Genomic DNA, 19459 nt, shown 5'->3' on the forward strand with positions numbered 1-19459 from the left:
GAATTGCTTCATAATCGACGGATGGCAAACGACCCTTTCAGCGGACTGAGAGAGTTTCTGGCGGTGGCAGAGGCAAAGAGCTTCACCGCAGCAGCGGCAACGCTCGGCGTCACGCCCAATGCCGTCAGCCAGACGATCAGGGCGCTCGAAGCCCGTCTCGGCCTCCAGCTTTTCGTGCGCACCACCCGGCGCGTTGCTCTGACCGAGGCGGGCCTCGCCTTCCTGAAGCGCGTACGTCCCGCCGCCACCGAGATCGCCGACGCCTATGAGTTGCTCGGCGATTTTCGCGACCGGCCCATGGGCAATCTCCGGCTGACCGTGCCGCGCATGGCCATCCCGCTGGTGCTGACGCCGCTCCTGCCGCGGTTTCGCCAGGCCTATCCGGACGTTTCCGTCGAAGTCTCCATCGACGATGCGGCCGTCGACATCACTGAACACGGCTTCGATGCCGGTATGCGCATCGGCGAAGCGGTCGAGCGCGACATGATTGCCGTGCGGCTGACGCCTGACATCACGTGGGCCGTGGTCGGTTCGCCCTCCTATTTCGTCAAGCACGGGCGGCCGTCGACACCCGAGGACGTGACGCGCCACGAAGCCGTCCGCTATCGTTATCCGGGATCCGGCACGATCTACCGCTGGGAGTTCGAGCGCGAGGGGCGCGACGTCTCGGTCGATGCTCCGGGCGCCCTCACCGTCAATGATTTTCAGATGCTCATGGAGATGGCGGAGGCCGGCACCGGGCTTGCCTATCTGCCGGATCTTTCGGTGCGCGACGCCGTTGCGAGCGGCCGCCTCGAACGGGTGCTCGAAGCCTATCTGCCGACGTCGCCAGGTCTGTTCATCTATTTCCCCGCCAAGGCCCAGACACAGCCAAAACTGCGGGCCTTTCTGGACCTGGCGGCAAAAGTCATGCGGGAGCGGACATAGTTCCGCAGCTCACCGTCCACGGAAAACCACGGCACAGGCCTCGCCGCCGCCAAAGAGCCGGGAGCGCGTCAGGAAACGTCTCTCCCGTCCGTTGTCGAGCGAAAACATGCCGCCCCTGCCCGGCACCACGTCGATGATCAGTTGCGTGTGTTTCCACACTTCGAACTGGCTGGCGCTGATATAGACAGGCACGCCGCCGATCTCGCCGAGCTTCACGTCATTGTCGCCGACGATATAGTCATCGGCCGGATAACACATGGGCGACGAGCCGTCGCAGCAGCCACCGGACTGGTGAAACAGGATATCGGGGTGATCCCGCCGGATTTCGGCGATGAAGCCGAGCGCCGCATCGGTTGCAAGCACGCGGGGTTCGCCGATTCCGCTGGATCCTATGAGTTCAGTGAACATTCGCGAGCCTCACTGTTCGAGAGCATTCTGCAAAAAGCCGGCTGAGGCGCGGGTGGAGAGCACGCCTCAGCCGTTGATCGAGCGAGAGGGAAAGGAGGAGAACACCCTCCCTCCCGCTCCTGTCGCCTTCCCCAGGCGGCGGGGAAGGCAGATCCGATCAGAAGAAGCCGAGCGCCTTGGGGCTGTAGCTCACCAGCATGTTCTTGGTCTGCTGGTAGTGATCGAGCATCATCTTGTGCGTCTCGCGGCCGATGCCGGACTGCTTGTAGCCGCCGAAGGCCGCATGCGCCGGATAGGCGTGATAGCAATTGGTCCACACACGCCCGGCCTGGATCTCGCGGCCGAAGCGGTAGCAGCGGTTGGCATCGCGGCTCCACACACCGGCTCCGAGGCCATAGAGCGTGTCGTTGGCGATCTCCAGCGCTTCGGCCTCGGTCTTGAAGGTGGTGACCGAAACGACAGGCCCGAAGATCTCCTCCTGGAACACGCGCATCTTGTTGTGCCCGCGGAAAACGGTCGGCTTGACGTAGAAGCCTTCCGACAGCTCGCCTTCGAGCACATTGCGGCCGCCGCCGGTCAGCACCTCGGCGCCTTCCTGTTTGCCGATATCGATGTAGGAGAGGATCTTTTCGAGCTGTTCGCTCGACGCCTGCGCGCCGATCATCGTGGCGCTGTCGAGCGGATTGCCCTGGCGGATCGCCTCGACGCGTTTTACCGCCCGTTCCATGAAGCGGTCATAGATGCTCTCCTGCACCAGTGCGCGGCTCGGGCAGGTGCAGACCTCACCCTGGTTCAGCGCGAACATGGCAAAGCCTTCGAGCGCCTTGTCGAAGTAGTCGTCGTCTTCGGCGAGCACATCGGCGAAGAAGATGTTCGGCGACTTGCCGCCGAGCTCCAGCGTCACCGGAATAAGGTTCTGGCTGGCATATTGCATGATCAGCCGCCCGGTCGTCGTCTCGCCGGTAAAGGCGATCTTGGCGATGCGCGGGCTGGTGGCGAGCGGCTTGCCGGCTTCGAGACCGAAACCATTGACGATGTTGAGCACGCCGGCCGGAAGGAGATCGCCGATCAGCTCCGCCCAGACGAGGATCGACGCCGGTGTCTGCTCGGCCGGTTTCAGCACGACGCAGTTGCCGGCCGCAAGTGCCGGCGCCAGCTTCCAGGCGGCCATCAGGATCGGGAAGTTCCAGGGGATGATCTGACCGACGACGCCGAGCGGTTCATGGAAGTGGTAGGCAACCGTGTCGTGGTCGATCTCGCCGATCGAACCTTCCTGGGCACGGATGCAGGCGGCGAAATAGCGGAAATGGTCGATGGCCAGCGGAATGTCGGCGGCCATGGTCTCGCGGATCGGCTTGCCGTTGTCGAAGGTCTCGGCCCGTGCCAGCAGTTCGAGATTGTCCTCCATCCGGCCGGCGATCTTCATCAGGATGTTGGAACGCTCAGCGGCCGAGGTGCGGCCCCATTTCTCGCGGACGGCATGGGCAGCATCGAGCGCCAACTCGATATCGGCGGCATCCGAGCGCGCCACCTGGCAAAGCACACCGCCGGTCACCGGCGTCGTATTGTCGAAGTAGCGGCCGGCCACCGGCTCGCGCCATTCCCCGCCGATGAAGTTGCCGTATTTCTGTTTGAACGGGCTTTCGACGATCTTCTGATGCAGCATGCTCATTCCTCCCTGAGACCCAGCAATGGAGCTGTGAGGAGGAGCGTGGAGCGGTTCGGTTGTCTTCGATAGTGAGGCGTGATCGCCCGCGGCGCGATCTGTTTCAGAATTGAGACAGCCAAGCGCCAGCTACTGTGCTGCAACGCAGCAAACGGGAACGGACACGATCGGAAGCTGCACCTCATCCCCCTGCCGGGACCTTCTCCCCGCGAGCGGGGAGAAGGGGCAAGCGGCAGCCCCCATGTCCCAATCAACGTAGTCACCCAAGCACGAAGACCGCCGTAAGGCACGTCCCCTCTCCCCGTATGCGGCGGGGAGAGGGCTATGGTGAGGGGCAGATCGAGAATGTTGTGCGGTCAGTTGACCTGAAGCCGCTTCATCTTGCGGTAAAGCGTGGCGCGGCTGATGCCGAGCAGATCGGCCGCCATGGAGACATTGCCGTTGGCGCGCGAGAGCACCCGTCGGAGCGCAGCACGCTCCGCATCGGGAAGCTCGCCGGCATCACCCGACGTATCTTCCCGCAGAAGGTCAGAGGCCGGAACTCCGGCGGCAATGCGTTTGTCGTCGAGATCCAGCCATTGCCGGGCTGCACGCGTTGCACCAAGCACGAGGTCGTCGCGGTCGACGGCGAGAAGCGCCGGCCCGGCGCGATCGACCGGGACCAGCACGATGCGCGCGCTGGCAAAGGCGCGACGGAAAAGGCCTGCCTCGATGCGCGCGGCCGCGTCGCGCACCGCCTGCGACAAGAGCGACATGGTCATTTCGGAGGCGTCCGAGCGGCAGGTGGAGATATCGATGGCCGCGGCCAACCGGCCGAGATGGTCGCGGATCGGCGCCGTGGTGCAGCTGAGGCCGATATTGCTGCTGAGGAAATGCTGGTCGCGCTGGATGACGACGGCGCGCTCGTCGGCGATCGCGGTGCCGATGCCGTTGGTGCCGACGCTTGCCTCGCTCCAGACCGTACCCGACCAGAGCCCGACATCGCGAAAATCGGCATCGTCGCCGACGGCGCCGCGGCGTTCCAGCGCCACGCCCTTGTCGTCAGTCAAAAGCAGGCAGCAGCCGGCCCGGCCGACGGTGGCGAACAGCCGGTCGAGTTCACCGCCCGCTTCCAGGATCAGCTCGGCCGACCTCTGCCGGGCAAGCTCGAACTCCGCGCCGGACAGTCTGAGCGGCTGACGCCCCTCCTCGGGTGCCAGCCCATGCAGCGTCATGCACCGGCGCCACGACGCGGCGATCGGCGAACTGGCAGCCGCCGACGGCTGGTGCGCAACCTTGTAGACATAGTCCGAATGTTCCCTGACGGCAGCCATCGGCTTCCTCCCTGAAAGCGTCGTCCGGCGAAATGTCGACACGGCCGATCTCCCAAGCAGGCCGCATCCACGGGGGCCACTATAGCCGTCGTTTTCCGCGAAGGTCCAGCCAGACGAAGGTTCGAGAGCCGGCGCCTGTCAACGAGCTTGATCGGTGGATCACGCCGCCGATATCGACAGAACGCCCGAATGTGCTACGCGAAAGGATCAAATTGCCGCGACTCAACCTCACAACAGCCGGTTGCCGCCATGCTTCGTGACTTTTCGCTCCAGAGCCTGTTCATGGGCCTGCTGATCGCCTTCGTCGGCTTCGCCAGTTCCTTTGCCGTCGTGCTGCATGGGCTCATCGGCGTCGGCGCCAGCGAAGCGCAGGCTGCCTCCGGGCTGATGGCGCTGTCGATCTCGATGGGCCTTTGCGCGATCGTCATCAGCGCCGTGACGCGGCTACCGGTCAGCATTGCCTGGTCGACGCCGGGCGCCGCATTGCTTGCGAGCGCCGGCATCGTCGAAGGTGGCTTTAATGCCGCTGTCGGCGCCTTTCTCGTCTGCGGCCTGCTCGTCGTCGTCGCCGGCCTCTGGAAACCGCTCGGCCGCCTGGTCTCCTCCATCCCGGCGCCGCTCGCCAATGCGATGCTGGCCGGCGTGCTGCTCAGCCTCTGCTTTGCCCCTGTCAAGGCGATCGCCTTCAATCCGCTTTTCGGCCTGCCGATTCTCATCGCCTGGGCACTCGTCGGCAGCATCAACAAGCTCTATGCAGTGCCCGCCGCGCTGATCGCCTTCGTGCTGGTCATCACCTTCGGCGTCGAAATCCCGGCCGGCGCCTTTTCCGCCCTCTCCTCGGCGCTGGTACCGACCGTGGAATTCGTGATGCCGCAGTTCAACGTCGCGGCCATGATCAGCATCGCCCTGCCGCTCTTCATCGTCACCATGGCCTCGCAGAACATTCCCGGCATCGCCGTGCTGAAGGTCAACGACTATCACCCGGAGCCGGGACCGCTGTTTGCGACGACCGGCGTCTTTTCGATGTTGAGCGCCCCCTTCGGCGGCCATGCGGTCAATCTGGCTGCAATCACGGCTGCCATGTGCGCCGGCGGCGATTCCCATCCGGATCGCAACCGGCGCTACTGGTCGGCGATCAATGCCGGTGCCTTCTACATCCTCTTCGGCCTGCTTGCCGGCGTCGTCACCACCTTCGTCAGCCTTGCGCCGTCGATTCTGATCGAGGCTGTGGCGGGCCTTGCCCTCGTCGGTGCCTTCGCCGGCTCCGCCATGGCCGCCTTTACGGCCCCGAAGACCCGCGAGGCGGCCGCAATCACCTTCCTGGTGACCGCGTCCGGCGTCAGCTTCGGCGGTGTTTCCGGCGCCTTCTGGGGGCTGATTGCCGGCGGTGCCATGCTGGCGCTCGCACGTTTCACCGGTAAAAAGAGCTGAAACCGCGGCAAAGCTTGCATTTGCGGGGGATCTCGTCTATGGAGCGCCCGTCCGCGTAGACACCCTTGGAGGCAACGCGGATGAAGTCCTTGCGGCTTCAGTTCTTCCGCATGGCGGTCGAACTCTCCAGCATTAGACACAGAAAGGTCTATCCATGAGCCACGCATCCTACGAGCTCAAGGCCGAGACGCGCGAACGGGTTGGTAAGGGGTCCTCCCGTGAACTTCGTCGCAACGGTCTTATCCCGGCTGTCATCTACGGTGACAAGCAGGCCCCCCTTTCCATCGCGCTCTCCACCAAGGAAGTGACGATGAAGATCCACGCCGGCGGTTTCATGACCACCGTCGCAACCATCGACGTCAACGGCGAAAAGATCCGCGTCCTGCCGAAGGACTACCAGCTGGATCCGGTCCGTGACTTCACGATGCATGTCGACTTCCTGCGCGTCTCCAAGGACAGCCAGGTTACCGTTGCAGTTCCGGTTCACTTCGAAAACGAAGAGAAGTCCCCGGGCCTCAAGGCTGGCGGCGTTCTCAACATCGTTCGTCACGACGTCGAACTCAACGTTTCGGCTAACGACATTCCGGAATTCCTGACCGTTGACCTCTCCGGTCTCAAGGTCGGCGACGCCATTCACATCTCCAACATCAAGCTGCCGAAGGGCGCGACCCCGGTTATCACCGACCGCGACTTCACCATTGCAACGATCGTTGCTCCGGCCGGTGGCGTGAAGGAAGAAGCCGAAGGCGAAGCAGAAGCCTGATTGGCCTCTGGGCGACCGGCGAAAGCCGGTCCCGCCGCACTTCATCGAAAGCCCGTCCCATTCGTTTGGGGCGGGCTTTTTGCATTGGCGGCTGCCCGCCGGCGCCCGGCCGCATCGATGCCGCGCCCCACGAATTATCATGAAGCGATTTCAGCAACATTTAAGATTTTGATGATGTTCTTCTGACGGGGAAAATGGGCTTGTCTGAAGAGAATCCTGATATGAGATGGGTGGCAGCTGCTTCTGAGGCGTGCATGCGATGATGCACTCCGTGGAGAACCGGTTTATTGCGATTGTCTGCGGCGCGATGCTCGTCTTCATTGCCCCGCTGCTTGCACTCTTTCTCAGCATCTCCAGCGATCGCATTGCACGCGAGCGCCTGCACAACATCGAACTGTTGATGGCCGCGAGCGCCGAGGCGCTCGGCAAGCCCATCTGGGACTTTGACAGTGACGCCATCAAGCACATCGCCCGTTCGCTGATAAACGGCACCGACATCCTCTCCGTCACCATCCGCGACCAATCCGGATCGATCCTCGCGCAGATGCCGCTGGGCGGCGTGTTGCCGAGCACCAAGGACCGGGTCCTCATCCTGCCCATTTCCTACCAGTCGGTCGATGGCATGAAAGAGGTCGGACGCATCGAAGTCAGAGTCCCGACGCCGGGTCTGCTGTCGCAATTCAGTAAGGACGAACTGGCGATTCTCGCCATCCTGCTTTTTGCGGTCGCGATCGTCTTTGCCGCTGCGCTCGTCGGCAATCGCTTTACGGTGATGCGCCCGCTGATGCGCCTGACCGCCGCGATCGAGGCTACGCGCCGGCTCGGGTCTCGCCACCGCGTCGACTGGACCTCCGACGATGAAATGGGCGCACTCGCCGCCAACTTCAACGAGATGCAGGATCGCCTCGAGCGCGAAGAGACCGAGCTGAAGAACGCCCATGAGCGCGTCACCGACATCTACAACCTGACGCCGGCGATGCTGTTTTCGCTGGATGTCGACGGGCGCCTGCTCGCCGTCAGCGACTATTGGCTGCTGGCCACCGGCTACAGCCGCGACGACGTCGTCGGGCGCGACTTCATCGATTTCGTCGATCCGCACTGGCACGAAACCTATCGCAGCCACGCCAAGACGATCGCCGTTGCCGATCATGCCATCCGCGAAGTGACCGTTCCCTTCCGCAAGGCGGATGGCGAAGCGATGACCGTGCTGATCCAGGAGACGAAGGCAACCGGCGAGAGCAGCCTGTCGCTCTCGGTCATGACCGACGTGACCGCGCTGAAGCAGGCGGAAAGCCGCAACCACACCCAGGCGATCACCGATCACCTGACCGGCCTGTTGAACCGCCAGGGTTTCGAGGCCGCGCTCGACGAGGCGATCACCGAGGCCGATCAATGCGGCATGCAGCTCGGCTGCCTGTTCATCGACCTCGACCGCTTCAAGTGGATCAACGACAATTTCGGCCATGCCGCCGGCGACGAAGTGCTGCGCCAGACGGTCGAGCTCATACAGGCCGCCCTGCCGCCCGGCGACATCATGGCCCGGCTCGGTGGCGACGAATTCGCCATCCTGCTTTCCGATCCGAACGCCGGGAACCTTGCGGCCGAGATCGGCGAGCGCATCATCACGGCGCTGCACGAACCGATGGCGATCGCCGGCAACGAGCTTTTCGTCAGCGCCAGCGTCGGCATCGCCGTCTACCCGACTCATGCCGAAAACGCCTCCGACCTGCTGCTGAAGGCGGACATGGCGATGTATGCGCGCAAGCACGACGGCAAGAATGGCCTGCAGGTGTTCGACGCCGGCATGCTCGACGCCTCGCGCGAGCGCCACGAGATCGAGCAGTGCATCGAAGCCGGCCTGAAGGACGATCACTTCGAAGCCTGGCTGCAACCGATCGTCAGCCTCGCCGACGGGCAGATCGCCGGCTTCGAGGCGCTGATGCGCCTCAACCACCCGGAAAAGGGCCTGATGGCGCCCGGCAAGATCATCGGCATCGCCGAAGAAACCGGCATGATCGCCCGCATCGGCGACCAGATCCTTGAAAAGGCAATCCGCCATCTGGCAGCGATCTCCGAGCTCGACGGCACCCAGAACACCTATCTCGCTGTCAACTTCTCACCGCTGCAGTTCGAACTGACACTGCCGCACAAGCTCGCGGCCCTGCTTCTGAAGCATCATATCTCGCCGGGCCGGATCGTCGTCGAGATCACCGAAGCGGTGCTGATGCTCGACAATCCGGAAGTTCACTCGGTGCTGAAGCAGCTCAACGAATTCGGCTGCCGCATCGCGCTCGACGATTTCGGCACCGGCTATTCGTCGCTGAGCTATCTCAACCGTTTCCCGGTCGATATCGTCAAGGTCGACCAGTCCTTCACCCGGTCGCTGAGCTCCGGCACCGCCGATATCCGCCGCAAGAGCCGCATGCTGATCAAGGGCATCCGCACGATCTCGCACCAGATGGGCTGCACCGTCGTTGCCGAAGGCATCGAGACGAAGGAACAGTGGCAGCTGCTGCGCAAGCTCGGCGTCGATTGCGGCCAGGGCTATCTCTTCAGCCGGCCGATGCCGGTCGACCGGATGCTGGCCATGCTCGAAAGCGACTCCGAGGCAAAAGCGGCTTCCGCACCCAGCATGCGGGCATGAGTTCACCCACCTGGTTCCCTGGGGCGCGGGAGAGCTTTGGGGCCTAAGGTCGAGCACAGGCCGGGGATAGAAAGAAGGATCCGTCGCAAGGCGGACGCAGAAGAGGAGGAAAAGATGTGAAGGCGCTGATCGCAGCATTATTCCTTGGTCTTGCAACGACGGCCGAGGCTCAGACGATCAAGTTCGTCACCGAGGAGTATCCGCCTTACAACTTTTCGACCGGGGCCGGCCCGAGCGGTGCGGCCGTCGACCAGGTCAAGCTCATCATGGAGCGCCTGAAGCTGCCCTATACGATCGAGGTTCTACCCTGGGCGCGGGCTTTCATGCTGGCCGAGACCGACCCCGCCTATTGTGTTTTCACCACCGGCCACGACGCCGAGCGCGACCGAAACTTCCAGTGGGTCGAGCCGCTGCTGATCGACCACATGGTCATGGTCCGGCAGGCCGGATCCGCCATCGCGCCGGCATCGCTGGAGGACGCGCACCAATATACCGTGGGCACGCAGCGCGAGGATTTTTCGGCGTCCTATCTCAAGGAGCACCGCTTCCCCAAGATCGACTATGCGGCCAATCTCGACTCCAGCCTGAAAAAGCTGCTCGCCGGCCGGGTCGATCTTTTGATGACGTCCGAGAAGACCTTCGAAAGCATGCGCAGCGAAGGCAAACCGATAGAGGCGGCGCTCGTGCTGGAAGGCAAGCTTTACGGCATCGCCTGCCATCGCGACTTTCCCCGCGATATCGTCGCCGCCATGCAATACGAACTCGACCGGCTGATCGGCAACGGCACCCAGGATGTGATCTTCAAGCAATATGGGCTCAAGCCCAATGCCAGCCTGCAGGCGGAGAAATAGGCGTTGACTTCCGGGGGGTGCGGTGTTTTTGGATGGCATCACCCCGAAATCATGAATGCGCAGCACCATGTTGATCATCGTAGGGCTTGGCAATCCAGGTTCGAAATACGCCGCCAACCGGCACAATATCGGCTTTATGGCGGTTGACGTCATTCACCGCCGGCACAGCTTTTCCTCCTGGTCGAAGAAGTTCAAGGCCGAGATCGCCGAGGGCGACATCGGCGGCGAGCGCGTCCTGTTGATGAAACCGCAGACCTACATGAACCTGTCCGGCGAAGCGGTCGGCGAGGCCATGCGCTTCTACAAGCTGCAGCCGAAGGACATCACCGTCATCTATGATGAACTCGACCTGCCGTCCGCCAAGGCGCGCATCAAGGTCGGCGGCGGCCATGGCGGGCACAATGGCATCAAGTCGATCGACGCCCATTGCGGCAAGGACTATCGCCGCATGCGGCTTGGCATCGGCCATCCCGGCGTCAAGGATCTGGTGCATGCCCATGTGCTCGGCGATTTCGCCAAGGCCGACCAGGCCTGGCTGGTGCCCCTGCTCGACGCCATCGCCGACAATGCCGACATGCTGGTGCGCGGCGAAGACAGCCAGCTCCTGAACAAGATCGCGCTTGCCACCGGCGGCAAGCCGGAGGCGGAAAAGGCTGAAGGCCCGAAGAAGCAGGGCGCGCAATCACATATCCGCCAGGCGCGCAATTCCGCCCAGCCGAAGAAGCTGCCGGCATCCGGCCCAATGGCCGACATGCTGAAGAAGATGTTCGGCTCGAAGAACGACTAGCTTCCCCAATCCGGAACGCGCCCTAGCTTGTGCAATCGAAACGGGTCAGATCGACCCGATGGCACAAGCCTGGAGCACGCCCGTGACCGACCCGGTGATTGACTGGCTTCTCGCATCGGATCCCGCAATTCGCTGGCAGGTGATGCGCGACCTGCTGGACGCCCCAGAGTCTCTATGGAAAGCCGAACGGGCCAAGGTGGAGACCGAAGGCTGGGGCGCCAGGCTTCTCTCGCATCAGGATGACGATGGGCAATGGGCGGCAGGCGCCTTCATTCCCGCCGGTTTCGACGCGCACGAGTGGACCGAGCACGGCCAGCCCTGGACGGCAACGTGCTTTTCGCTGTCGCAGCTGCGGGAGTTCGGTCTCGACCCTTCGTCCGATCGGGCCCGACGAACCGTCGACCTGATCGGCGCCAATTCGCGCTGGGACGAAGGCGGCCAGCCCTATTGGCAAGGCGAAGTCGAGGAGTGCATCAACGGCCGCACCGTTGCCGACGGCGCCTATTTCGGCGTCGACGTTTCGCGGATCGTCGACAGGCTCGTCGGCGAGGCCCAGGCCGATGGCGGCTGGAACTGCGAACGGGCAAACGGTTCGCTCCGGTCCTCCTTTGCCACCACCATCAACGTGCTCGAAGGCTTGCTTGCGTTCGAAAGGGCGACCGGTGGCACGCCACAGTCCAAGGCGGCGCGCCGGGCCGGCGAGGACTATCTGCTCAAGCGCCATCTCTTCCGCCGCCTGAGCACGGGCGAAGCCGCCGACAAACGCTTCCTGTGCCTCTGCCACCCGAGCCGCTGGCGATACGACATCCTGCGGGCGCTCGATTACTTTCGCGCCGCGACGCTCCTTTGCGGTGCGGCACCTGATCCACGGCTCAGCGAAGCGATCGGCCATCTGCGTTCGAGGCGGCTCGAAAACGGCGCATGGCCGCTCGACTGGCGCCCCGCCGGACGCGTGTGGTTCGACGTCGATGACGGGGTCGACGCCCCTTCGCGGTGGGTGACGCTCAAGGCGATGCGCGTGCTCAAATGGTGGGACGCCCACTTGCCGTGAAGGCGGCGCGCCTGAGCACAGTCCGTATCCATCCATCACCCGGGCCTATGGGCCGCCAGAAAGATCCGCACCGCCTCCGACGCATGGGCTCGGAGCACCTCCGGCGTCGGAATGGCGCTGTCTCCGAGCAGCATGGCGTCATTTACCGGCCCGCCCATGACCAGCCAGTTGAAGAACCCGCCGGCGACCTCGGCGTCCTTCACCCGAATGTCGCCCTTCTCGCCATAGCGCCTGAAGGCGACCGCCAGCCGCCGGATCGAGCGCATCGGCCCGCGCTCGTGCAGCGCTTCGCCAAGCTGCGGAAACCGCTCCACCTCGGCGATGACGAGACGGCGAACCTGCATCAGCCGCGGCGTCATCACGATCGTCAGCAACTGCGTGGCATAGTCGAGCAGGAAGTCCTCGATCCGCTCGTCGCCATCGGGATCGGCCACCTGCTCCTGGAATTCGTCGCCTGCTCCCCCCGTCATGCTGCGCACGACTTCGAGAAACAGCGCCTCCTTGTTCTGGAAATGGGAATAAACCGTCTGCTTCGACACCTCCGCCGTCGCGGCGATCTCGTCCATGTTGGTGCCGAGAAAGCCGTGCTTGAGAAAGAGATCACTGGCTGCAGCCACGATCAGTTTGCGGGTGCGCTCCATGCGCGTCTTTGCGCCGTTGCTCAAACCTGCCCTCCCCCTGCCGTATCTCACCAAATCACTTGGCTTACAGAATAGGCCAGTCGGATTGACAAATCAAACTGGACGGTCCAGTTTAGTTAGTGAAGTCGGATCAGGAGATGGCCATGGCCAAACCACAGGAAAGACATCGCATTGCCGCCTGCCGCTGCGGGTTAGTTGCCTTTGAAGCCGCCGGCGAGCCGATCGTCGGCGCCGCCTGCTACTGCACCAGTTGCCGCACCGCCGGCGAGCGTTTCGAGGCCTTGCCGGAGGCGTCGCCGGTCATGGAAGCCGACGGCTCGACGCGGTTTGCGCTCTACCGCAAGGACCGGATCCGCTGCGTCAGGGGCAGCGACCTTCTGCGCGAACACCGGCTGACGCCGGAAGCGCCGACGCGCCGGGTCATCGCCAGCTGCTGCAACTCGGCCATGTTCCTGGAATTCAAGGGCGGTCACTGGCTGAGCGTCTACAATCAGCGTTTTGCCCCGGACGAACAGCCGCCGCTCGAAATGCGCACGATGACGAAGGATCGCAAGGCCGGCGTCGAGTTTGCCGACACGCTGCCGAGCTACAAGACACATTCGGGCCGCTTCATGTGGCGGCTTTTGACCGCCTGGGCGGCGATGGGATTCAAGGCGCCGAAGATCGACTATGTGAAAGGCGAGGCCAATGGCATCCCAGGCTGAGAAGATCGAGATCGAAAACATCGTCTCGCCCGGCCACAAGTACCGCGTCGACCGGGTGAAATATGAGGCGATGCGTGAAGCCCTGTTCGCGGTGCTGCCGCCCTCAGCACCGGGCCTGACCGTGGCGGACGCGAAGGAGCAGCTGCTGCCGTTGCTGCCGCAGGACCTTTTCCCCGGCGGAGCGAAGGCGGGCTGGTGGCTAAAGGCTGTACAGCTCGATCTCGAAGCCAAGGGCACGATCGAGCGCGAAGCGAGCAAGCCGCTTCGCCTGCACAGGAAGCCATGAGGCAGGCCGATGGCCGCCGGGCATTTCCCCGGCCGCCGCCCATCATTCATGAGGCCTGCTAGTCCTCCGGCTCGGTGGTGAAAAGCAGCGGGAAACCCGCTTCCTTGGCGAGATCGGTTGCTTCCTTGGCCTTGGTTTCGGCGATGTCGCGGGCGCAGACGACCACCACGCAGCTCCCCATCTTGTGGGCCGTCATCATCACCCGGTAGCCCGCCTCCTCGCTCATATGGAACACGGCCTTGAGCACGCCGACGACGAACTCGCGCGGCGTGTAATCGTCATTGAGCAGCATGACCCTGTAAAGCTTCGGCCGATCGAGCTTCGGCTTCACCCTCACTTTGACTTTTCTGGCAACCTCGTTGTCACTCATCGGAACCACCCCGTTGATGACAGATTGGCCGGCACCACCGCGGGGCAGAACCGCCTCGGCGCACCGTCAGACGCACCGGCGCCGAAGGCGCACTATCCTACGGGCGCAGGTGCCGATCAAGCAAAAGCAAGCGCACGGACGCAGGCGGAGATCAGCGCCTCCCCCAATGGCCGACGAACATCGCTGCTGCTTCGTCATAGGAGCGGGCTTTTTCCAGCGCCGCCCTTGCCTCTTGCTTGCGCGCCAGCAGCGCATGGAAGAAGCAATGCACGAAAAGCGGGGCGTCCGCCCCCTCCGGCGAGCCGTCAGGCGCAACGTAGAGGGCCGCCCCTCCCTTTTTGACAAAGGCATCGCCATAGCGCTTGCCACCAGTCTCGCAGCAGGTGCTGAGCACGATCTTGCCGTCAAGCCTGGCATGTTCGGCGATAACGGCGGACGGCAGGCTGCCCTCGATCAGCATCGAGGTGTCGATTTCCTCGATGTATTCGCCAAAGACGAAGCCGTTCTCGTCGCCGTGGCCGGAAATGATCAGGTGCTGGTGAACGAGCTCGCCGCCGGCGAGCAAGGTCAGGAAATCGCCTGGTGTCCCCGGCAGATGCAGGGTGACGACGGCGCCCATGCTTTCGAGCGTCGCGCGCATCAACAGCGCCTCGAGTGTGTCGCCAATATCGACGACGGCAACCGGCACGCGCGGAAACAAGAACTTCTGGTCGATCAATGCGGGGCTCCTCAATTTCTTGGCCGCCGAACAGGGCCGGCGGAAATCCGAGCGCATATGCGGCCCGAAGAGCACGCGTTCAACGGCCTCGACCCCTTATTTACCGTGAACAGGGCCTGCGCCCTTGACCGGGGAGCGCCCTTCCCGCATAGCCACGCCAACGGAATTTTAAGATACGGACGAGACCCCATGGGCTTCAAATGCGGTATTGTCGGACTGCCGAACGTCGGCAAGTCCACGCTCTTCAACGCACTCACCAAGACGGCAGCGGCGCAAGCGGCCAACTATCCCTTCTGCACCATCGAGCCGAACACCGGCGAAGTGGCGGTGCCGGATCCGCGCATGCGCAAGCTGGCCGACATCGCGAAGTCGAAGGAAATCATCCCGACGCGCATCTCCTTCGTCGATATCGCCGGCCTGGTGCGCGGCGCATCGAAGGGCGAAGGCCTCGGCAACCAGTTCCTCGCCAACATCCGCGAAGTGGACGCCGTGGTTCACGTGCTGCGCTGCTTCGAGGATGACGACATCACCCACGTCGAAGGCCGCATCAATCCGGTCGCCGATGCCGAGACGATCGAGACCGAGCTGATGCTCGCCGATCTCGACAGCCTCGAGCGCCGCACCGAGCAGACCCGCAAGCGCGCCGGCGGCAAGGACAAGGATTCGATGGCACAGCTTCCGATCATGGAAGCCTCGCTGAAGCTTCTGCAGGACGGCAAGCCGGTCCGCACGCTGCTTTCGACGCTCGATGCCGAAGAACTGCGCATCCTGCAGGGCCTCAACCTCCTGACCGCCCATCCGGTTCTCTATGTCTGCAACGTCGCGGAAAGCGATGCCGTCGACGGCAACGAACACACGCGCGCGGTTGCCGAAATGGCCAAGGCGCAAGGGGCGGAAAGCGTCGTGATCTCCGCTGCCATCGAGTCGGAAGTGGCGCAGCTGCCGGAGGAAGAAGCCAAGGAGTTCCTGAGCGCGCTCGGTCTCGAAGAAGCCGGTCTCGACCGACTGATCCGTGCCGGCTACAAGCTGCTCGACCTCATCACCTATTTCACCGTCGGCCCCAAGGAAACGCGCGCCTGGACAATCCAGCGCGGCACCAAGGCTCCGCAGGCTGCCGGCGTCATCCACACCGACTTCGAGCGCGGCTTCATCCGCGCCAACACCATTGCCTTTGAAGACTACATCGCACTTGGCGGCGAAGTGGGCGCCAAGGAGGCCGGCAAGGCCCGCGACGAAGGCAAGGAATACGTCGTCCAGGACGGCGACGTCATCCACTTCCGCTTCAACACGTAAGACCTGTCGGTCTGATCCCGCACTCAAGGCGCGGGATCAGAGCGCATCAGAACTTGATACTACGGCGCGGCATGCAACCGCGCCGTTATCGTTTCCGGCAAGAGGTCGATGACCATGCGGCGCAGCCGCTGCCAGAAAATGCCGATGAACAAGACCGTTACCCCGACGACCGCAAGGGCGATGAAGACGTAACTGTCGAGCGATGCATTGGTCTTGCTCAGCACGGTCCAGATCGCGCCGCCCAGCGACAACAGCCCCGATGTGACGAAGGCGCGGCGGTCGATGACGAGCCCGACCAGCATGAACACGGCGACGATCACAATGGCGGAAGCGGCCTGATTGAAGCTCGCCTGTCCGTCCCACCACGTTGCACCGCCATTGACCAGGAACACCAGTCCCATCAGCGAGTAAAGCAGAGCCGGCGCGGCTGCGAGATGCAGCCAGAAGGCGATGTCCGAACGGGTGGTGAGCCGCTGCGGGTCCGAAACGTCGTAGCGCATGGCGATCGCGAAGACAGCCAGTGCCCCGACGAGCAGGGTCAATGGAAGCAGCAGGACGTAATCGGGGTTGGCCACGTCGATACCGAGGGCCCTCTCGAATGCGAGCAGGACCGCCACCACGCAGGTGAGCGCGATCGACAGCACCAGACCGGCCAGCGCAAGCGGAACGCGATAGCGCCAGTAGAACAGCGCCAGCGGGATCGGGAAGGTAGCAACGTAGACCAGGGTGAAGGTAAGCGGGTGCCAGGTGTCCTCATGATCGTCCACCAGCCACATCGACGTCATTGCGACCCAATGAACGAGCGCGAGCGTCAGCACCACCGAAGGCAGCGCCAGACGCTGGCGCCGCACGAGAATTTCCGCAAGCACGAGAATGACCGGCAGCGTTGCAAGCGGACCGGTCAGGCCCCACAGGCCGATGAGCACGACCACGATGCCGATGGTGATCAGGATGTCGTGAAAGCCTCTGATGAAGCGCGGCTGTTCGCTGTCTTCCGCCGCCCGCGCATCGAGCGCGGCGTCGGCCCTGTCGGCCGCGGCATCCGATGCCGCCGGTCCGAAACGGAAGCCGCGATCAGCCAGATAGACTTCGAGATCGCGCACCTGATGCGCGGATATGATGCCTTTTTCGGCTGCGCCCGCGAGCGCTCTGTTCAGTTCGGTCACGCGCTTTCCTCAGTCAAGACACGAGCGGATGGGACGGATTATCAGCTGGTTGCATGGACAAGAGCCAAGCGCAACCGCGAAACGTCGCGAGCGACCTGCGATGTTGCGCATCTCCGCTCAAATCGATTCCGCTTCCGGAGATTATGCAGTAGGTAATGCGGCAACAAATCAGACGGGACAAGGCAAGCATGCTCTACTTCGAGGATTTTTCCGAAGGCCGGCGGTTCGACTACAAGCCGGTCGAGATGAAGCCACCGGAGATGATCGCGTTTGCCAGCGAATTCGATCAGCAGCCGATGCACCTCGACGAGGAAGCGGGAAAACGCAGCATTCTTGGTGGTCTCGCCGCCTCCGGCTGGCACACCAGCGCCATCGGCATGCGCATGATGCTCGACGCCTTCATGGGAAACTCCACGTCCCAGGGCTCGCCCGGCATCGATTTCATGGATTGGAGGAGGCCGGTCATTGCCGGCGACGTGCTCTCGGGCTTCAGCATTGTGCTGGAGGCGCGCCGTTCGAGGTCGAAACCCGATCTCGGCATCGTCAAATTCCGAAACGAAATCAATAACCAGGCCGGTGAACCCGTGGCGGTTTCCGAATGCTCGGTTCTCTTTCGCTGCCGCGACAAGGGCAAAGCCTGATGATGACGATGGAAGAATTCTACGCGGCCAAGAGCCGGACCGTGATCGGCAGCCTGACCTTTACGGCCGAGGACATCATCCGGTTTGCCACCGACTTCGACCCCCAACCCTTCCATCTCGATGCGGAAGCGGCGCGGCATTCGCTGTTTGGCGGCCTTTGTGCCTCGGGCTGGCATACCTGCGCCGGGTGGATGCAGTGCTTCGTCAAGTTCTGGCGAAACGAGCAGCGGCGACTTGCCGCCGAAGGCCTGAAGGCGCCGAACCTCGGCCCCTCGCCCGGATTTCGTGACCTGAAATGGCTGAAGCCCGTCTATGCCGACGACACGGTCACCTACTTCGTCACGTTTCTTGAAAGCCGGTCGCTTGCTTCAAAGCCCGGCTGGCGGGTCAACACGATCCTGTGCGAAGGCGAAAACCAGCACGGCGAGGCGGTGATCCGTTTCGAGAGCAAGGTCATCGAGTTCGTCTAACCGGACGAAACCGGCCAAACACCATCATTTCTTAAAATCGCCTTTCGCCGGGTGTACACTCTCGGGATAAAGGTTGCGCGCCCTTGGCCGCGCCCAAGCGGCTTGCGGGCAGCGACCATTGCTAGCGGAGGAGCGGCTATGGAAAAAACCCACGCCCGCGAACTGGCGGACGAATATCTGCGTCTTGGCGGTCACCGTCGCGTCGTCATCGATGATAACGAAACATCGGTGAGAAGCTGGGAAGACGAGCCGCCGGAAGCCGAAAAATTCTGGCTCGCCGAAGTGGAGACATTGTCGCCGGCAGCCCAGCGCGAAGTGCAATTGATGCTGCGGACGATCAACCGCATGTAGGCCAAAGGAAGGGCGCGGTTCCCGCACCCATCCCGCAACGACCAATCAGTGGCCCTCGAACTCGATCAGCGTGCGGACATTGACGCCGAGCGCTTCGAGTTTCTTGCGCCCACCGAGTTCAGGCAGGTCGATGACGAAACAGGCGGCGACGATCTCGGCGCCCATCTGCTTCAAGAGCTTGGTGGCCGCTTCCGCCGTGCCGCCGGTCGCGATCAGGTCGTCGACCAGGATCACCTTTTCGCCTGGCTGGATCGCATCCTTGTGCATCTCCATCTCGTCGACGCCGTATTCCAGGCTGTAGGCGATACGTACGGTGTCGTGCGGCAGCTTGCCCTTCTTGCGGATCGGCACAAAGCCCGACGAGAGTTGATGCGCGATCGCACCACCGAGGATGAAGCCACGCGCCTCGATGCCGGCGATCTTGTCGATCTTGGTGCCGGCATAGGGATGCACCAGTTCGTCGATCGCGCGGCGGAAGGCGCGCGGATTGCCGAGCAACGTGGTGATATCGCGAAACATCACGCCCGGCTTCGGATAGTCAGGAATGTTCCGGATGGCGGCAATCAGTTCCGATTGAACGGTGGAGGTCATGGGCAAAAGGGCCTTTGCGTCTCTTGTTACCGCAAACCCATAACACCATCGGCCCGCTTGTCTATAACGGTTTCTTGTCGCGCGTTCGGTGGGAACAATTGGCCGTGCCGGGGGTTGATGCTACTCTGACCGTGCGGTCGCCCGACCGGCGCGCCGCGCTCTCGCATCAAACTTACACAGGGAAGGAAGCAACCATGCGCCTGTTTGAATGCGGTTCCCTCGTCCCGGGTTGCGAATGGCACACCCGAGCCGACAACGATGCCGAAATCGTGCGCCGCGTCGTCGACCACATGCGTGAAACGCATGGCGAGACCGTCATCCGCGAAAACATGATCGACAACATCAAGGCCCGGATCACCGACGAGTCCAAGGCGGCCTAGCCGTCCG

General features: G+C 63.1%; 22 protein-coding genes. 14 read left to right on the forward strand and 8 right to left on the reverse strand.

Annotation, left to right across the window (positions count from 1 at the left end):
• Positions 1-21 precede the first annotated feature (21 nt).
• Positions 22-927: a LysR family transcriptional regulator gene (locus IB262_RS27305; RefSeq protein ID WP_112975083.1), complete on the forward strand. Its 906-nt coding sequence runs from the start codon at positions 22-24 to the stop codon at positions 925-927.
• 9 nt (positions 928-936) lie between these two features.
• Here the strand turns inward: IB262_RS27305 and IB262_RS27310 are convergent, their stop codons facing one another.
• The 3 genes from IB262_RS27310 to IB262_RS27320 all read right to left on the reverse strand — a co-directional run bounded on the left by IB262_RS27310 (position 937) and on the right by IB262_RS27320 (position 4314).
• Positions 937-1335 (reverse strand): DUF779 domain-containing protein, encoded by a 399-nt coding sequence (locus IB262_RS27310; protein ID WP_060518715.1) that lies wholly within the window; start codon positions 1333-1335, stop codon positions 937-939.
• A 157-nt stretch (positions 1336-1492) separates the two neighbouring features.
• A complete protein-coding gene (adh, locus tag IB262_RS27315) occupies positions 1493-3001 on the reverse strand; it encodes an aldehyde dehydrogenase (RefSeq protein WP_034788758.1) in 1509 nt (502 codons plus the stop codon).
• A 356-nt stretch (positions 3002-3357) separates the two neighbouring features.
• Positions 3358-4314, reverse strand: a complete 957-nt coding sequence (locus IB262_RS27320) for a helix-turn-helix domain-containing protein (protein ID WP_060606738.1) — start codon at positions 4312-4314, stop codon at positions 3358-3360.
• 249 nt (positions 4315-4563) lie between these two features.
• Here IB262_RS27320 and IB262_RS27325 point away from each other — a divergent pair, with 249 nt between their 5' ends.
• From IB262_RS27325 to IB262_RS27350, 6 genes are all read left to right on the forward strand, one after another.
• Positions 4564-5745: a benzoate/H(+) symporter BenE family transporter gene (locus tag IB262_RS27325; RefSeq protein ID WP_112975084.1), complete on the forward strand. Its 1182-nt coding sequence runs from the start codon at positions 4564-4566 to the stop codon at positions 5743-5745.
• A 154-nt stretch (positions 5746-5899) separates the two neighbouring features.
• A complete protein-coding gene (locus IB262_RS27330; RefSeq protein ID WP_034788765.1) occupies positions 5900-6508 on the forward strand; it encodes a 50S ribosomal protein L25/general stress protein Ctc in 609 nt (202 codons plus the stop codon).
• Between the two features lie 259 nt (positions 6509-6767).
• Complete coding sequence (locus tag IB262_RS27335; protein WP_112975085.1) at positions 6768-9152, forward strand: EAL domain-containing protein; 2385 nt, start codon at positions 6768-6770, stop codon at positions 9150-9152.
• Between the two features lie 116 nt (positions 9153-9268).
• Positions 9269-10003, forward strand: a complete 735-nt coding sequence (locus tag IB262_RS27340; protein WP_090298466.1) for a transporter substrate-binding domain-containing protein — start codon at positions 9269-9271, stop codon at positions 10001-10003.
• A 67-nt stretch (positions 10004-10070) separates the two neighbouring features.
• Complete coding sequence (pth, locus tag IB262_RS27345) at positions 10071-10790, forward strand: aminoacyl-tRNA hydrolase (protein ID WP_089045054.1); 720 nt, start codon at positions 10071-10073, stop codon at positions 10788-10790.
• 58 nt (positions 10791-10848) lie between these two features.
• On the forward strand, positions 10849-11841 hold the full coding sequence (locus IB262_RS27350) for a squalene cyclase (RefSeq protein ID WP_112975086.1): 993 nt from the start codon (positions 10849-10851) through the stop codon (positions 11839-11841).
• Between the two features lie 35 nt (positions 11842-11876).
• On the opposite strand, the gene IB262_RS27355 is transcribed toward IB262_RS27350, so the two are convergent.
• The gene (locus IB262_RS27355) at positions 11877-12506 is read right to left on the reverse strand and encodes a TetR/AcrR family transcriptional regulator (RefSeq protein WP_034788776.1); all 630 of its coding nucleotides are present in this window, start codon (positions 12504-12506) and stop codon (positions 11877-11879) included.
• A gap of 119 nt (positions 12507-12625) precedes the next feature.
• Here IB262_RS27355 and IB262_RS27360 point away from each other — a divergent pair, with 119 nt between their 5' ends.
• Together IB262_RS27360 and IB262_RS27365 are read left to right on the forward strand one after the other, a co-directional pair.
• Positions 12626-13186 (forward strand): hypothetical protein, encoded by a 561-nt coding sequence (locus IB262_RS27360; RefSeq protein WP_226020610.1) that lies wholly within the window; start codon positions 12626-12628, stop codon positions 13184-13186.
• Entirely contained in the window at positions 13170-13472 is a 303-nt protein-coding gene (locus IB262_RS27365; RefSeq protein ID WP_112975087.1) for a hypothetical protein, read from the forward strand. The genes IB262_RS27360 and IB262_RS27365 overlap by 17 nt, the downstream gene beginning before the upstream one ends.
• A 58-nt stretch (positions 13473-13530) precedes the next feature.
• Here IB262_RS27365 and clpS read toward each other — a convergent pair whose 3' ends face one another.
• Both clpS and IB262_RS27375 read right to left on the reverse strand, forming a co-directional pair.
• The gene (clpS, locus tag IB262_RS27370; RefSeq protein ID WP_034788786.1) at positions 13531-13842 is read right to left on the reverse strand and encodes an ATP-dependent Clp protease adapter ClpS; all 312 of its coding nucleotides are present in this window, start codon (positions 13840-13842) and stop codon (positions 13531-13533) included.
• A 151-nt stretch (positions 13843-13993) separates the two neighbouring features.
• A complete protein-coding gene (locus IB262_RS27375; protein WP_112975089.1) occupies positions 13994-14560 on the reverse strand; it encodes a hypothetical protein in 567 nt (188 codons plus the stop codon).
• A gap of 189 nt (positions 14561-14749) precedes the next feature.
• On the opposite strand from IB262_RS27375, the gene ychF reads away from it, so the two are divergent.
• Entirely contained in the window at positions 14750-15853 is a 1104-nt protein-coding gene (gene ychF, locus IB262_RS27380; protein ID WP_034788804.1) for a redox-regulated ATPase YchF, read from the forward strand.
• A 59-nt stretch (positions 15854-15912) separates the two neighbouring features.
• Here ychF and IB262_RS27385 read toward each other — a convergent pair whose 3' ends face one another.
• Positions 15913-17019: a hypothetical protein gene (locus tag IB262_RS27385; protein ID WP_226020611.1), complete on the reverse strand. Its 1107-nt coding sequence runs from the start codon at positions 17017-17019 to the stop codon at positions 15913-15915.
• Positions 17020-17207: 188 nt separating this feature from the next.
• Here IB262_RS27385 and IB262_RS27390 point away from each other — a divergent pair, with 188 nt between their 5' ends.
• From IB262_RS27390 to IB262_RS27400, 3 genes are all read left to right on the forward strand, one after another.
• Positions 17208-17660 carry a MaoC family dehydratase gene (locus IB262_RS27390; protein ID WP_112975130.1) on the forward strand — a complete coding sequence of 151 codons (453 nt, stop codon included), beginning with the start codon at positions 17208-17210 and terminating at the stop codon, positions 17658-17660.
• Positions 17660-18130: a MaoC family dehydratase gene (locus IB262_RS27395; protein WP_089045006.1), complete on the forward strand. Its 471-nt coding sequence runs from the start codon at positions 17660-17662 to the stop codon at positions 18128-18130. The genes IB262_RS27390 and IB262_RS27395 overlap by 1 nt, the downstream gene beginning before the upstream one ends.
• Positions 18131-18268: 138 nt before the next feature.
• A complete protein-coding gene (locus IB262_RS27400; protein ID WP_112975090.1) occupies positions 18269-18481 on the forward strand; it encodes a hypothetical protein in 213 nt (70 codons plus the stop codon).
• A gap of 45 nt (positions 18482-18526) precedes the next feature.
• Here IB262_RS27400 and IB262_RS27405 read toward each other — a convergent pair whose 3' ends face one another.
• Positions 18527-19072 carry an adenine phosphoribosyltransferase gene (locus IB262_RS27405; RefSeq protein ID WP_034788812.1) on the reverse strand — a complete coding sequence of 182 codons (546 nt, stop codon included), beginning with the start codon at positions 19070-19072 and terminating at the stop codon, positions 18527-18529.
• Positions 19073-19266: 194 nt separating this feature from the next.
• Here IB262_RS27405 and IB262_RS27410 point away from each other — a divergent pair, with 194 nt between their 5' ends.
• A complete protein-coding gene (locus tag IB262_RS27410) occupies positions 19267-19452 on the forward strand; it encodes a DUF1059 domain-containing protein (protein ID WP_034788815.1) in 186 nt (61 codons plus the stop codon).
• Positions 19453-19459 lie beyond the last annotated feature (7 nt).

This window comes from Ensifer sp. ENS02 (assembly GCF_014851885.1).
GTDB lineage: Bacteria > Pseudomonadota > Alphaproteobacteria > Rhizobiales > Rhizobiaceae > Ensifer > Ensifer adhaerens.

What these genes read in the sequence shown, in the direction of transcription:
- IB262_RS27305 (WP_112975083.1), top strand. Translation starts at nt 22, where the DNA reads ATGGCAAACGACCCTTTCAGCGGACTGAGAGAGTTTCTGGCGGTGGCA.
- IB262_RS27310 (WP_060518715.1), bottom strand. Translation starts at nt 1,335, where the DNA reads ATGTTCACTGAACTCATAGGATCCAGCGGAATCGGCGAACCCCGCGTG.
- adh (WP_034788758.1), bottom strand. Translation starts at nt 3,001, where the DNA reads ATGCTGCATCAGAAGATCGTCGAAAGCCCGTTCAAACAGAAATACGGC.
- IB262_RS27320 (WP_060606738.1), bottom strand. Translation starts at nt 4,314, where the DNA reads ATGGCTGCCGTCAGGGAACATTCGGACTATGTCTACAAGGTTGCGCAC.
- IB262_RS27325 (WP_112975084.1), top strand. Translation starts at nt 4,564, where the DNA reads ATGCTTCGTGACTTTTCGCTCCAGAGCCTGTTCATGGGCCTGCTGATC.
- IB262_RS27330 (WP_034788765.1), top strand. Translation starts at nt 5,900, where the DNA reads ATGAGCCACGCATCCTACGAGCTCAAGGCCGAGACGCGCGAACGGGTT.
- IB262_RS27335 (WP_112975085.1), top strand. Translation starts at nt 6,768, where the DNA reads ATGATGCACTCCGTGGAGAACCGGTTTATTGCGATTGTCTGCGGCGCG.
- pth (WP_089045054.1), top strand. Translation starts at nt 10,071, where the DNA reads ATGTTGATCATCGTAGGGCTTGGCAATCCAGGTTCGAAATACGCCGCC.
- IB262_RS27350 (WP_112975086.1), top strand. Translation starts at nt 10,849, where the DNA reads ATGGCACAAGCCTGGAGCACGCCCGTGACCGACCCGGTGATTGACTGG.
- IB262_RS27360 (WP_226020610.1), top strand. Translation starts at nt 12,626, where the DNA reads ATGGCCAAACCACAGGAAAGACATCGCATTGCCGCCTGCCGCTGCGGG.
- IB262_RS27365 (WP_112975087.1), top strand. Translation starts at nt 13,170, where the DNA reads ATGGCATCCCAGGCTGAGAAGATCGAGATCGAAAACATCGTCTCGCCC.
- clpS (WP_034788786.1), bottom strand. Translation starts at nt 13,842, where the DNA reads ATGAGTGACAACGAGGTTGCCAGAAAAGTCAAAGTGAGGGTGAAGCCG.
- ychF (WP_034788804.1), top strand. Translation starts at nt 14,750, where the DNA reads ATGGGCTTCAAATGCGGTATTGTCGGACTGCCGAACGTCGGCAAGTCC.
- IB262_RS27390 (WP_112975130.1), top strand. Translation starts at nt 17,208, where the DNA reads ATGCTCTACTTCGAGGATTTTTCCGAAGGCCGGCGGTTCGACTACAAG.
- IB262_RS27395 (WP_089045006.1), top strand. Translation starts at nt 17,660, where the DNA reads ATGATGACGATGGAAGAATTCTACGCGGCCAAGAGCCGGACCGTGATC.
- IB262_RS27400 (WP_112975090.1), top strand. Translation starts at nt 18,269, where the DNA reads ATGGAAAAAACCCACGCCCGCGAACTGGCGGACGAATATCTGCGTCTT.
- IB262_RS27405 (WP_034788812.1), bottom strand. Translation starts at nt 19,072, where the DNA reads ATGACCTCCACCGTTCAATCGGAACTGATTGCCGCCATCCGGAACATT.
- IB262_RS27410 (WP_034788815.1), top strand. Translation starts at nt 19,267, where the DNA reads ATGCGCCTGTTTGAATGCGGTTCCCTCGTCCCGGGTTGCGAATGGCAC.